The 11880-nt window shown below is 55.1% G+C and carries 17 protein-coding genes; 9 read left to right on the top strand and 8 right to left on the bottom strand.

What is annotated here, in order from left to right; all coding sequences use genetic code 11:
- Positions 1-14 precede the first annotated feature (14 nt).
- The 4 genes from ACI6S0_RS02035 to ACI6S0_RS02020 form a co-directional block, all read right to left on the bottom strand.
- Positions 15-428, bottom strand: a complete 414-nt coding sequence (locus ACI6S0_RS02035) for a hypothetical protein (RefSeq protein WP_434404767.1) — start codon at positions 426-428, stop codon at positions 15-17.
- Entirely contained in the window at positions 425-1033 is a 609-nt protein-coding gene (locus tag ACI6S0_RS02030) for a hypothetical protein (RefSeq protein WP_434404766.1), read from the bottom strand. Before ACI6S0_RS02030 ends, ACI6S0_RS02035 begins: the two co-directional genes overlap by 4 nt.
- Positions 1034-1235: 202 nt before the next feature.
- Complete coding sequence (locus ACI6S0_RS02025; RefSeq protein WP_434404765.1) at positions 1236-1889, bottom strand: HNH endonuclease; 654 nt, start codon at positions 1887-1889, stop codon at positions 1236-1238.
- 67 nt (positions 1890-1956) lie between these two features.
- On the bottom strand, positions 1957-2334 hold the full coding sequence (locus tag ACI6S0_RS02020; protein WP_434404764.1) for an HNH endonuclease: 378 nt from the start codon (positions 2332-2334) through the stop codon (positions 1957-1959).
- 241 nt (positions 2335-2575) lie between these two features.
- Between ACI6S0_RS02020 and ACI6S0_RS02015 the strand changes: the two genes are divergently transcribed.
- The 3 genes from ACI6S0_RS02015 (at position 2576) to ACI6S0_RS02005 (ending at position 4045) form a co-directional block, all read left to right on the top strand.
- Positions 2576-3046 carry a DUF6232 family protein gene (locus ACI6S0_RS02015; RefSeq protein WP_434404763.1) on the top strand — a complete coding sequence of 157 codons (471 nt, stop codon included), beginning with the start codon at positions 2576-2578 and terminating at the stop codon, positions 3044-3046.
- A gap of 19 nt (positions 3047-3065) precedes the next feature.
- Entirely contained in the window at positions 3066-3749 is a 684-nt protein-coding gene (locus ACI6S0_RS02010; RefSeq protein ID WP_434404762.1) for an Abi-alpha family protein, read from the top strand.
- Positions 3750-3862: 113 nt separating this feature from the next.
- Positions 3863-4045, top strand: a complete 183-nt coding sequence (locus ACI6S0_RS02005) for a hypothetical protein (RefSeq protein ID WP_434404761.1) — start codon at positions 3863-3865, stop codon at positions 4043-4045.
- Here the strand turns inward: ACI6S0_RS02005 and ACI6S0_RS02000 are convergent.
- Positions 4042-4443 (bottom strand): lysozyme, encoded by a 402-nt coding sequence (locus tag ACI6S0_RS02000; protein ID WP_434405892.1) that lies wholly within the window; start codon positions 4441-4443, stop codon positions 4042-4044. The two genes, ACI6S0_RS02005 and ACI6S0_RS02000, sit on opposite strands and share 4 nt — an antisense overlap.
- 156 nt (positions 4444-4599) lie before the next feature.
- Between ACI6S0_RS02000 and ACI6S0_RS01995 the strand changes: the two genes are divergently transcribed.
- A complete protein-coding gene (locus tag ACI6S0_RS01995) occupies positions 4600-4845 on the top strand; it encodes a hypothetical protein (RefSeq protein WP_434404760.1) in 246 nt (81 codons plus the stop codon).
- Between the two features lie 806 nt (positions 4846-5651).
- Positions 5652-6320, top strand: a complete 669-nt coding sequence (locus ACI6S0_RS01990; protein WP_434404759.1) for a hypothetical protein — start codon at positions 5652-5654, stop codon at positions 6318-6320.
- Here the strand turns inward: ACI6S0_RS01990 and ACI6S0_RS01985 are convergent.
- Positions 6305-6526 carry a hypothetical protein gene (locus ACI6S0_RS01985; RefSeq protein WP_434404758.1) on the bottom strand — a complete coding sequence of 74 codons (222 nt, stop codon included), beginning with the start codon at positions 6524-6526 and terminating at the stop codon, positions 6305-6307. The two genes, ACI6S0_RS01990 and ACI6S0_RS01985, sit on opposite strands and share 16 nt — an antisense overlap.
- Before the next feature lie 12 nt (positions 6527-6538).
- Entirely contained in the window at positions 6539-7438 is a 900-nt protein-coding gene (locus ACI6S0_RS01980; RefSeq protein ID WP_434404757.1) for a hypothetical protein, read from the bottom strand.
- Positions 7439-7563: 125 nt separating this feature from the next.
- On the opposite strand from ACI6S0_RS01980, the gene ACI6S0_RS01975 reads away from it, so the two are divergent.
- Both ACI6S0_RS01975 and ACI6S0_RS01970 read left to right on the top strand, forming a co-directional pair.
- Complete coding sequence (locus ACI6S0_RS01975; RefSeq protein WP_159078577.1) at positions 7564-8373, top strand: hypothetical protein; 810 nt, start codon at positions 7564-7566, stop codon at positions 8371-8373.
- 1053 nt (positions 8374-9426) lie between these two features.
- The gene (locus ACI6S0_RS01970; RefSeq protein WP_434404756.1) at positions 9427-9756 is read left to right on the top strand and encodes an HNH endonuclease signature motif containing protein; all 330 of its coding nucleotides are present in this window, start codon (positions 9427-9429) and stop codon (positions 9754-9756) included.
- 95 nt (positions 9757-9851) lie between these two features.
- Here the strand turns inward: ACI6S0_RS01970 and ACI6S0_RS01965 are convergent, their stop codons facing one another.
- The gene (locus tag ACI6S0_RS01965) at positions 9852-10532 is read right to left on the bottom strand and encodes a hypothetical protein (RefSeq protein ID WP_434404755.1); all 681 of its coding nucleotides are present in this window, start codon (positions 10530-10532) and stop codon (positions 9852-9854) included.
- A gap of 20 nt (positions 10533-10552) precedes the next feature.
- On the opposite strand from ACI6S0_RS01965, the gene ACI6S0_RS01960 reads away from it, so the two are divergent.
- A complete protein-coding gene (locus ACI6S0_RS01960) occupies positions 10553-11344 on the top strand; it encodes a hypothetical protein (protein ID WP_434404754.1) in 792 nt (263 codons plus the stop codon).
- A 111-nt stretch (positions 11345-11455) separates the two neighbouring features.
- Complete coding sequence (locus tag ACI6S0_RS01955; protein ID WP_434404753.1) at positions 11456-11776, top strand: hypothetical protein; 321 nt, start codon at positions 11456-11458, stop codon at positions 11774-11776.
- Positions 11777-11880 lie beyond the last annotated feature (104 nt).

The following is an 11880-nucleotide window of genomic DNA, read 5'->3' as shown; positions in this document are numbered from 1 at the left end:
TATTTAGGATGGCCTTACTTCGGGCGGACGCTGAATGGCTGGGCAACCGGCTTGTCGGTCGCGGCGATGGCTTTGGTGATCCGTGATTTAGCACCTGCGATCCCAAGCATTTCCGCCTGCTTGCGCAATTCCGAACGAAAGGCCGCGTTATGGGGGCCACCAGATTGCACCGACGCGATGAAATCCGCCATGGTTGTGCAGTAGAGTGCGAACATATGAGAGTCCGCAGCGATTGCCCCGCACCCCACCACGCGGGCGATATCGACAGCCCAGACTTCCCGCGCTGCCGGTGTCAGCCATTCCGGCATGATCGGACCAGTCTCATCAGCGGTCGGCCCCAGCATGGTTTTCACATCATCGCGGGACTTCGCATAGGTGCCCGCCAGTTTCTTGCGCGCGGCGGTCGCGGGCTTCTTTCCGCGATTCACTGGACATCGCTCCATTTCACGCCAGCACGGATATTGTAAATCAGTGATAGCGATACGCCATTGTCGTTTGCGATGGCCTTTATCTCATCGCCATTTCTCAACCGCTTCCGAATTTCGGCCACCTTCGATACATTGAGTTTAATACCGCGCCGGTTGCGGTTCTGCTCCTGCACAGTTGTCCAGCGACAATTTGATGGAGAGTAACCAGCGTCATTGTCGATCCGATCGATCGTCAAGCCGGGTGCATATCCCGCAGATATTGACCAGTCATAGAATGGCTTAAAGTCCATCCATTCGGAAGTGATGGTTATTCCCCGACCACCATAACGAAAGTAGCTCTGGCTCCCGTCGTTCAGGCAACGCGCTTTCATCTGCTGCCAAACATTGTATAGAGGGTGAGACGAAAGACCGTGACAATTTACGGTCCCGAGTAGTCCACACGAACCGCAGCTTTTCGTGAAACCACGCCTCAAATTTTGCTGAAGAATGTCTTTTAATTTTCCACAATCACATGCACAAATCCAGCGGCGCGCCGGTCCAGATTTCGGTGATTCAGCTACTAAAGTTAGGCGACCAAACTTGTCACCGGGATGATTTCTTTCCATCCACTATTTAGTTGCGGTTGAAAATCTCCTGCGTCGATCCCCGAATTTTAATTAACACGCGGCGAAAAAAACTTGAGCGGCGGTTATCCCATATTTTGGGACAATATGATTTCACGCGCCCCCTATATGTGGACCTAGTGAAGCCGGGGCGACCACATGATCGACCCGGCCAATGCGCTCAATATTATTTATCCAAAGTCGATCAGGCTGCGTTACGCTTCTGAAATTCCGCCCAGTGCGGTGCGAAGTCAGACAACGAAGCAGCCCGCTTGGGCAGCGTCACTGTCCGACCATCGAATTCAGCATAACTGTCCATGCAATCGGGCGACATGTGGACACGACCGGTGGCCGGATCGATGGACATCAGCCACACATCAAAGAGCCGGTGGAGATCGGTGCGGATGATCCAGCCGTTGGTCACGTCGTCATCGCCTTCATCAGCAACACCGAGGATATGGGATGCGTCGATTGCATCAAGCACCTTGCATCCACTGATTGCACAGGCGGAACCAAACAGATCGAGCAGCGCCGCCCGGAATTTGCCATCGCGCTTCCACCGCTCCACGTTCTCGCGCTGACGATCCAAGCGCTCCTGTTCGACTTCAGCAACCGAATGCAGGATGTCGAAGGTTCCCCTGAGCGCGTTGGCAACAGCGAGAGATTGCGGCCCATCCCACTTGATGTTTGCCCTGATGTAAGCCAACCGCACAATCGCCTTCATCGGAAGCGGGCGCTGGCGATCCATGATGAAATACGACCGCGAACGACCGCTCTTCGCCTCTACCCGCAGTTGGTCATCGGTAAGACCACGGGCTTCATCGACTGCTTCTTTCACCTGATCAAGACTAACGCGCATGAACACCTCTCTATATTTGAGAGGCGTATGTCGCCCGATCAACGCGCAATTCCAAGCGTAACCTTCTTTATGTTTGCGCCTTTTTGACCCAGCCTGCCAATCCCGGTTCAAGCATCACATCTGCCACGTCATATCCCCGCGCCACGAAACGCTGCTCAACGACCGCCTTGGCCGCGTTGCAGTCCGCACATGCTGGGGCGAGATTGGAGCGGTCGTTGCTCCCGCCCAGCGAGAGCGCCACGACATGGTCGATCAGCGTAGCTGGACTGATCCGCCCTTCCGATCGACAATATCGACACAGCGGCTCGGCATCGAGCAATGATGCGCAAAGGCGGCGGTAGCCACGGCTATGGTCACGCAGGTTTGCGCTGCCGCCAATGGATCGCTTGCGGGGGCGTTGACCAAGGACGCGGGGAAGGTCAGGCATCTGGCTCGGGAAGCGCATCGATAATATTCTCAGCCGCATCGACCAGCTTGTCGATGGCGTCGAGAATGCGCTCAAGCGCCTCAACTGCAAAGTGATAGTCATCCATATGACTATTTACTTCATCAGCGGCCAGAAGGCCTGATAAGGGCAAATTATAGAAAAAAGCGTCCTGCTCGACGGTCGCACAACCAGTCGCCGAGCAGGACGCAACCAGCTATTACGTTCTAGGGAACGAACTTTCAATCCGATGACGCGCTGCATGCGTCATTTTCAAAGTTCTTTACTATTAACCACGCATTTGCAAATCCTGTGTCAGGGGCAGAACCATAGTTGTGATTTGGGGGAAACGATGAACGTCACGGTCGATAAGGATTTCGCGCGGTTCGGCGCAAAAAGCTACGCGATCAACAAAATCAATACCGTAGAAGTGCGCGAGAGAAAGCCGCATGGCCCGTTAGGGACCGTGATATTCGGACTCCTAGCATTTATCTTCGGCATCGCTGGCCTTGGATCACTGGTTGGCCCAAGCATCTCGGGTGCCATCACCACGCTGGTAATTGCAGCGATCTTCGGCTTCATCGCTTACCGATTTTGGCTCAAGTCCAAAATCGTTGAATATCAACTTTTCCTGATGACCTCCTCCTCGGAGGCCCAAGCCATCACATCGAGAGATGGCGAGATGATTGACGATCTTCGGCGGCAGATCGAATCCGCTATGATTGCGGCCTGACCGAATGGAGTAACGATAGGTGTCACTTGGAATTGGCGATATTATCAAACCTGTTCAGGACGCTCTGACACCTGTCGGCAACACCCTCAGCGACGCATGGCAAATTGTGCTTGGCGATCGCATTGCAGCTTGGCGGCTGACCAACGCAGCCAAAATTCAGGTAAAGGTCAACGAACAGGTTCAGGCGCTGGGCTTGAAGTTGAACACAGCCAAAATCCCAGAGCGATACGCGCTTGCTTGGTTTGAGGAAGCCACCAAGCAGGACGAGGATGAAATCCAAACCTTGTTTGCAAAGCTTCTGGCAAAGGCAGCAGCAGGCGATGAAGACGCGCTTGATCGGCGACATATTAGCGTCCTTGCTCAATTTACCCCTATTGATGCAAAGGCATTCTCAATCTTGGGGGATGCTAACTTTTCGCCCACCGACGACGCCGCACTTGTCACCAGAAGTCTGCTTGGCATTCGCTGGGATGCCGTTAAACTTGAGAGAGCATTAGTTGCCGAGCATGGCGAACAGTATGCCGCTTCGCTTGAGCACCTTACCAACATTGGGATACTCGACAAAGAATATGAAGTCATGCCGGGTCGTCCACGGCCTTCCCGCAGCCTATCTGGATCGTCGAACCCGACCATCAGTTACGAGACGCAGCGTAGATACCGACTGACAAGATTGGGCGCATCGCTGAGCATTGCCGTAAAATGATCGCATCAGTCCCATTCGAAAGTTGAAAATCGGAAAGTAGAACAAACCGATTTTCCTGTTCGACCTGCGTGCCCACGCCGTGATACGATTTCTCTACGAACCACCGAGGCACCATGGATTTCGAGGCACTCCCAAACCCTCTTCTCGCGATGAAGAGAATGCGCATAGAAGCAGTAAAAATGCTACTTGAAGCGCGGGCAGCGAACGACAGCGAAGCGGCAATGCACGCGCAAAAAGCAGTTGCCGATATCGACAGAACACTACGGCAATACGGCATCACGACCGCAACAGATTAACTCCACGAAAGATATAGTGCCGCCTCCGCCGCGCGCCGCTTGATCAAGCCCGGCAGCACCCGTCCACCGCCAAATTTCCACTTCGGAAATTCGCGCGCCGCGCCCGCACAGTCGGCCGCCAGATGCTTTCGGAGGAGCGTGGATTTCGCCAGTGCGTCGATACCGAGATTGAACGCGAAGGACACAAGCGCATCAAACTGACCCTGCGTCATCTTCCCGCCCAGCTTGTTCACGGCACCCTCGAAGCGCGCAAGATCAGCGGCCAGCAGTGCCTGCGACTGTTCCTTGGTGATGGTCTGGCCGCGTTTGACGTCGGGACCAGTGTGACCCACACCAATGGTGAGAACCTTGGCCGGGCAAAGGTAGGCGGTGAGACGTTCGCCTTCATAGGCGGTAATGAGAGCGCGGCCCTTGGCCGACGTTACTAGAGGTTCATTCCCTTAATTAGGCAACGCGATCCGCGCGAGCGAAGGGTGGAACAATATGGGAACATCGGCTATGGCGGTTAGCGCCGGGGCCTGACGGCGATCAACATCAATCAGGGATGCAATCCTATGAGTGAAGCCCGAACCAAAATCCCCCAGCGCCTGCAAAATGGTCCAGTCGCTGCTGTGAGTGGAAGCCTGCCCATATCAGGAGTAAATCCCGACGCAATTCATGAAGAATTAGTTCAGTTGAACAACGAAGGTAGAATCAAGGTTCGCGGCCCATCTGCTGGATATTCAGATTTCGGCGTCGACCCTGAAATATTCTATCTGCCACAGCATCAACATCTGGTCAGGTTGATGCCGGAATATTGACGCGACCGTCATTACCCATTAACGAGGAAGCCCCGACAGTCATTGACTGCCGGGGCCGCCCCTTGGGGCTACGGAGGTTCCACGTTCTGTCTCCTACTTTCAGCGGTTGGGGCCGAATGACCTCTATTTGATCCGGGCGGCAACCCGGCTCGACGAAAAGGCCATCAGGGAGTGACCTCCTTGGTGGCCTTTTTCGTTAATGACCCTCACATGGATTCGGCGCAAGCAAAATTTGAGATGTTCGCCGGATTTTGTCCGAATGTTCGGAATATTCGCACGGGATGCGTAGAAACTTTACCGCGCTAGTGTCATCTAACACTCTTCCAACACTCTTATTACGTACCATTTGGCGACCGCAATGCGCACACGCATATTGACGGTTCGGTCAATAGACTTACGCGAACCGGATTTAATCACGAATTATATCGTGAAAACTGGGATGAATTTGGAACGAACATTTATCGTCCTTAAAACGAACACAAACACGAACCTGTTTATGAACCCGATTACGAACCGGAAAGCGCACCGGTTGAAACCCGCCAAAATTTCGGTTCGAATTACGACCTTTTATCACGACGTATTCGACCGCGACGCTCAAGCGGGATCATAACGTGCAAATTTTGCAGACGCATCGCAACACGCATATCGTCGTCGATATCGATCGTTGCGAGACGCGCGGCTTGATACGCTTCTGCCGACGCTCCATCAGCAACGGCGCACGAGCCGCAACTTCACCCTAAGGTGACGATCTAACATCGAAAGGCTGTAGGCTCGTTCATGCTGATATTTATGTGGGGGGCACGGTTTTGGCGGACGTTGAAGACAGGAAGATCACCGACCCGGTGGTGCGCTGGGTGGGGAATGGGATGGCCGCTGTCGCGGTGACGATCTTCGTCCTCTATATCCTCGACTACCAACTGGGCTGGATCGACTGTTGGGCTTTCGAATGGGGTGATTTCGCCACGTTGGTCACGGGCGGTATAGCAGCAATTGCCGCTATGATCATTGGGACCAAACAGGTCGCCATAACCCGTGAGCAAGTTCAAATCGCCAATCGGCAAGGCATCATAATGGATCGCCAAACCAAAATACAGCTACTCACGCTGAAGAACTCGATGCTAGACAGGCGTCTTTCTCTTTATAAAGACGTAATGGACTACGCGACGCTGTCCCATGTTCCAATTGATAGTGACCGCAATAAATTGCGATCCAAAGCTTTGAGCGGCATGCAGAACGCGAACTTTGTCTTCAACGCCGCAATTGCCGATGCCATGTTCAAATTGATTTTGAGAGTTAATAACTACCTGACCAACCCATTGGACGAATATGACATTCCCCCTCTGCCTTCCGGTATGAAGCTAGAGGGTGAAGCGCTCAAAGATGCCAAGAAAGAGAAGATAATGGCTGAAATGATTGCGATTGGCCATTTGGTTAAGCCGTTCATGCAAATTGATGAGAATTATCTTGGGGCCTGATTGTCCCATAACAGCCGCCGACGTTCCACCCGGTCAAGCCCACTGATATCGGTGGTGATCCCGGCTTCTGCCAGTTCGGCCAGCGTCTCCAGCTTGCGGACCTTGCGCGCCACGGCATCCGGCCAAGCCTGATCAGGGTCACGGTCGACGATCCCGGCCGCAGCCTTGCGGGCTTCAACGTCGGCAAGGAAATCGTCGAGGTCCATACACTTCATGATCTAATTATCGGATAGCCAATCCATTTGCGGCCGCCCATCATGATTGGGCAGGAAGACGAACCACGCATAATCCCAAACATTCGACTTGATCTTGCCCCCGCTGTCGACCTCCCACTGCGGCCGCTTCGGCAGGTTGAGAACGTGCGCCAACCCAGCGGTTCGAAGCCATTTCGCGCGGCGCTGGGTCGTCTGCCAGCCAATGGATTGAAGTATGCAGATGGGGCCGCTGACATGCGTTTTTGCCCGCTCGACGAATTCCTGCGCCAAGGTGAAAGGCGGGTTGGTCAATAGGAAGTCACTTCGCGGCGGATCGTCCATCGTGAGATAATCGGCCACGGCGACCTGCCCAATGTCGGCCAGCTTCGCCGCCTCTTCATCGCGGATGTCGCTAGCCCAATGCGGCCCCATATTTCCCCGCGAAATGATTTCCCGCAGCATCCGTCCGTCACCAGCCGAGGGGTCGCAGCCTCGACCGACGAACCATTCCGGCCGATAGTCCAAAAGGGGCAGATAGGCATAGGCCGGGGTGCGAAACACTTCATACTGTTCAGCCCGTGCGCGGATCGTTTTGGCTGCCTTAGCGCCTTTGGGAGCGCGATGCCGGGGCGGCTTCGGTGCCTCCTCTCCCATCCGCGCTAGCGCCCTTGCGACCGTATTATGCGTAACTGGGCCGCCGCGCGCGGCACGATGCCCGGCCGAGTTGAGCGCCCGCACCATGTCGCGGATCGGCGCGCCGGGCATCGTGGAAATGACTTCCAAAAGCGGTCGGGAGCGATCGTGCGCGTCAGCGGTGCGCCGCATTTGACTTTCAACAATGCCGGGGCGGAAGGTCTTGGGACTAAATGAATTAGACATTGCAGGCGCACTAAACGAACGGAATTGGTTGGCAAGGTCGAGCAATTTTACCCCCATATCTCATCATCCCAATCAGGCGGCTCGACCCACCAGTAAATTTGGCAATGCCATAGCTCGTTGTTTGCACGGCAGAAATCTGCCGGTATCGGTGCGGGCAGATCGGGGGACAAATGGCGAAACTGACCAAAACTCAAAAGCACGTTTATGTGCAAAATGACGGCGAATATCGTGCCACCTATTCTGGCACACCCAAGGTATTTTGGTTCATTGCCGATCAACTTAATGTCCGGGCGTCGACTGAAGCGCGGCACAACCTTGATTATAAAAATGATCCTTGGGACCAATTTGCGCCGAATGGCGAAGCTTTCCATCCCCTTGGACAACGTGCGCCGTTGGCATTTCACGTTAATACCGCAATGCGCCGATCCATTTCCGCCACCTTGCAGCCGGATAAATACGTCAACTTCGCGAAAATTAGCGAAGCGGGCCTGACGCCCCACGAAGGCTCTATCCGCCTCCACATCAAAGGAACCGACGACGAAACGACTGAACAGCCTCACGGCAGTGTCTGGCTAGCCCCAGCAGCCGAGGGCTTGGGAGAGGAAGAGATATACGTTAGTCTCGTTCTGGAAGAAACGAACCTCGACGCCATCTGCCGAGAACTCGCTGCCAGACCCGCATCTATTCTCCGCGCTTGCGTCAAATTCGCGGCATATCAGGAAGACATGGACCGCAAATATGGCGGTGGAGGGGGCATATTCGGAGTGGAGGAGGATGCGAACATACCCATCATCGAAGCCACTCTTGAAGTAGTTGATGATTGGCGGAATCCGGCGGTTGCCACTGAATCCGACCTACCTGCGGTGGTGGGGCCTGAGCAGCCACGAAATGATCAGCCCAATTTCACTGAACTGGTTAAAAGGATGAACTTCGCAGTTGCCCTTCTTGCCATCCTGATTTTGGTCGCCATCCTGAAATAGGACCACATCGCAACCCGCTTCGAGAAAACCGCGCTTTCCTACCTCAGCTTCCTCAACCTCGCCGCAGCAAGGCTATGGTTGAAGCATTTTGTCAACGCGACCTAAGCACGCTCGGGTGTGAAAGCCCTGTATGAATGAAATGAATGGTTACGCAGACCGGCTTTCGCCTGCCTGCGGCTTCGCATCGCGATTGGCCATCTGCGCTACGCTTCGACGGCAAATCGCTTGGAAGCGATCTGCAATTTTTATGATGTCTTTTCACCGATTCAACATCGGGTGGGAAACGGACACAACTCTATTCCCCCCATCATGGGACGGACACATCCAATCCAACGATTGGGTCACGATCTCTATGATGAGGGGGATAGAAGGTGTTTCGGGTTCGGGTTTCCGGTATCACTGTTTGCCGCAGCTTGAGACTATTACGCCTTCGTCGGTGGCCTTCCGTGACCCGACATTGCTGCGCCTATCCTTGGTCTTACCGGGAACTCCGGAGGCCATAAGGCGGTTACGATCCTTACGGATCGAGCGGCCCACATGAGCGCAAGTTAACACTACTCATGCGGGCTGGAGAGTTGTCAGCGCGAAGCGGACATGGCTCTCCTCTATACATGGGGCTTTGTTTGACTCCGCACCCCGCGACGGCAGTTGACGCTCAACCGGCAACCGGGCTGTAATCCGATTGCTCTTCAGCATCCCGTCGATGCGGCCTTATCGCTATTCGTTGAGGGAGCGGGCCTGATCCGGGGCTGTGTGTAGGCGGGCCACCCAACAGGCCTTTCGGCACCCTGCGTTATAACCCCATCTGGCCTTCACCTTCCGGGTCGCATCTATTTAGCGAAGCCGCCCAAGTCGGGTCCATATAAAAGCGAAAAAAGCCCGAAAAGATGAAGATGGAGCACGCCCTGCCCCACCCAGTATAAATACACTGGCGGCGTTCCCCGGCGCTTCCGATCAAGTTGGGTGGGTCGTCGCTCGCTTTCAGGCGACGGCCCATTTTCTATCAGTTTTCGCACTATCCGGCCCGTTTCGCACCATCATGATAAATACCGGATGAAAGCAATATATGAATGGGTAGCCGTCCCCGACATGATCGGCGTTGAAGTTAACATCCACGGCCAAGTGCGTGGCGCAATCACACAACCCTACTGCGGCTCTGATGGCTATATGCGTGCCTATCACGATGGCCGCCTATATCTGGTCCATCGACTGGCCTGTCGGGCCTTCCATGGCCCAGCGCCTGCTGGGAAGCCACTGGTCCTGCATTGGAATGACGTCAAGGATGACAACCGGGCGGACAACCTGCGCTGGGGTAATGCGGCCGAGAATATGGCCGATGCAAAGCGGAATGGCATTGCGGTTGGCGGAGCCGCCCACCGCTGACACCGCCCGGCCGCATTCCATCACTTCAAGCTAAATATCAATGATCAGACTTGTGGGGCCACCGTCAGCTTCCAGACGGTGGCCTTCTTTATCGATTATCGCATAGAGGCTGCCATTTCCCTGACCAGCTTCCAAAAACCCGCATCCTCACGGAACGCTGGGGCCATGACATCGATCTCGTCTTGGGGGACGTAGCAATCGCGCGCTAGCATGGGGGCATATTTCGATCGCCGCTGATCTCTCGCTACGACAATCATCTTACTCCGAGCCTCGTCGCGTAACGTTGATGATGAGGGAACTGGGAGCGCTTGAAGGCGATAGACCAGAGCTAATACAGGCACCAATTTCTCAACGGCCTCGCCTTCGAGGGATGTCGCGTCCGCGCCCCACTGCTCAAAGTCTGCGGATAGCGCCCGCGCCGACATTTTCGTTCGGCATTCCATGACGAGGTCTTCAGAGTAGCGATCCGCAACACCATAGAGTTCAACATCAAGGGTAGCCGGGACAAAACGGCCCCCCTGCGAAGACGAAATAAATCGCCCGTTCAGCCAGTCACACAGCGCCTGAGCGCGCTTTGCCTCTACCCCCAGTTCGCGACGGGCGGCAGCGATATGTGCTTCCATACCCTTTGCCCACTCAAGGGTTTTCAGTCGCTTTGCGCGGATCATTTTTTCACTGCCCTTCAGTGCACCTACCGCTCGGTTCAAACCGTCCGGTCCGTGCTTCTCGATCCAGCGTTTGGCGAGGGCCTGCTGTAGCTCTTGAAGGGTCTTCATAGCCCCCGCGATAACAGCGTTTGAAGCTTGTCCAAAACGAGAATGACGTTGATCCCGTCGAATGGGAAAAGCTGTCCCGCGAGCAGCAAGCGGCTGTTCAAACTCTAACCGGAGGCAGCATCAATATGAAACCCCGCATCATCACCGCCCTTCTGATCGACCCCAAGACTCAGACCACCAGCGAGGTCGAAATCGACGTCAATGACGGTCACGCTATCCGGTCGGCCATCGGCGGATCGTTTGAACGATATTCGCTAAAGGTCGGCACCAAGTTTCCCATGGCTGTCTACGTGTTGGAATATGCCCGGATGACTGGCGGCCACACGCCTTTTAGGTTTGCGGATGTTGCATGGCCGGAAGTGATTTTCGGCAAAACGCTGTTGGTTGGTATGCGTGGTCAACATGACTGCACGCTGCCGGAGAAGTATCGTCAGCCGGAATTGATCTTCACCGGATCGCCTGCACCTACGATCGCCCAGCCTCTGACCCGTGCCGATCGCCGCCGCGCCATGAAAGCGGCCCGTGGCAGGGACGATAATATGTCGGTTGATAATCTCATGCCTCTGATGCCCAACGCGGTTCTGCCGAGTGGTGAATTCAATGCGCAGGTTCAGTTCATCCTGAGCGACCACCGCTACAAGGCAGCGGCACGCAAGGTTCTGGAAAAGCATGGTGCGCATGTCGTGCGCTATTTCGCCTGTCCCACTGGCATGGGCGGCACCAGCCTCGAACTGGAATTCAACGATAACGATGCACTGCACGCCGCCTTGACAGGGTACGACCGCTATCTGGACCGTGTCGGCGCGCCGTAAGCGCGACCTCACTCTCACCCCGAATAAGGGCACCCGTAACCGGATGCCTGTGCCGTCCGGGAGCACACTGCGGTTCTGGAGACGGGAGAACTTTGAATAAAGGAAATGAAAATGAATACCGAAACCGCAGAAATCACCATCACGGACGATTTTGGTGCCGATCTGGCGTTCGCTGGTCTGGAACTGGGCGACTTCTATCATGAACAGAATGGCTACGGACGTTGGGTTACCGTCTACCAGACCGCTGCGGGTCAATACGCTGCGGCCCTGTATTCTGATCGTTACAACGAAAATATCCAGCGACGTGCTGTTTCGGCTCCCACCGCCACCGAACTGGCTGACGCCATCCTCGACATCGACCATCGCTTTCTGACCGCAATCAAGCGGGCATTCAAAGATGCCGAACTGGTTTGGGCCAAGCGCGTCGACTGATGATCCGGGGAGGCCGTGGCCTCCCCCACCATTCCACAAAACACTTGAACGAACACCGGCCGGGAGCGGCGCGCCCCGGCATCGGCACCTTTGCGCGATCAAAC

It is taken from the genome of Sphingobium sp. DN12, assembly GCF_051058005.1.
Lineage (GTDB): Bacteria > Pseudomonadota > Alphaproteobacteria > Sphingomonadales > Sphingomonadaceae > Sphingobium > Sphingobium yanoikuyae.
The sequence above is the reverse complement of the archived record's forward strand: the minus strand, read 5'-3'. Positions and strand labels throughout refer to the sequence as shown.

Excerpts from the sequence above, each read along its gene's own strand:
- ACI6S0_RS02030 (WP_434404766.1), bottom strand. The coding sequence starts at position 1,033 with ATGGAAAGAAATCATCCCGGTGACAAGTTTGGTCGCCTAACTTTAGTA.
- ACI6S0_RS02025 (WP_434404765.1), bottom strand. The coding sequence starts at position 1,889 with ATGCGCGTTAGTCTTGATCAGGTGAAAGAAGCAGTCGATGAAGCCCGT.
- ACI6S0_RS02020 (WP_434404764.1), bottom strand. The coding sequence starts at position 2,334 with ATGCGCTTCCCGAGCCAGATGCCTGACCTTCCCCGCGTCCTTGGTCAA.
- ACI6S0_RS02015 (WP_434404763.1), top strand. The coding sequence starts at position 2,576 with ATGCGTCATTTTCAAAGTTCTTTACTATTAACCACGCATTTGCAAATC.
- ACI6S0_RS02005 (WP_434404761.1), top strand. The coding sequence starts at position 3,863 with ATGGATTTCGAGGCACTCCCAAACCCTCTTCTCGCGATGAAGAGAATG.
- ACI6S0_RS01995 (WP_434404760.1), top strand. The coding sequence starts at position 4,600 with ATGAGTGAAGCCCGAACCAAAATCCCCCAGCGCCTGCAAAATGGTCCA.
- ACI6S0_RS01985 (WP_434404758.1), bottom strand. The coding sequence starts at position 6,526 with ATGGACCTCGACGATTTCCTTGCCGACGTTGAAGCCCGCAAGGCTGCG.
- ACI6S0_RS01975 (WP_159078577.1), top strand. The coding sequence starts at position 7,564 with ATGGCGAAACTGACCAAAACTCAAAAGCACGTTTATGTGCAAAATGAC.
- ACI6S0_RS01970 (WP_434404756.1), top strand. The coding sequence starts at position 9,427 with ATGAAAGCAATATATGAATGGGTAGCCGTCCCCGACATGATCGGCGTT.
- ACI6S0_RS01965 (WP_434404755.1), bottom strand. The coding sequence starts at position 10,532 with ATGAAGACCCTTCAAGAGCTACAGCAGGCCCTCGCCAAACGCTGGATC.
- ACI6S0_RS01955 (WP_434404753.1), top strand. The coding sequence starts at position 11,456 with ATGAATACCGAAACCGCAGAAATCACCATCACGGACGATTTTGGTGCC.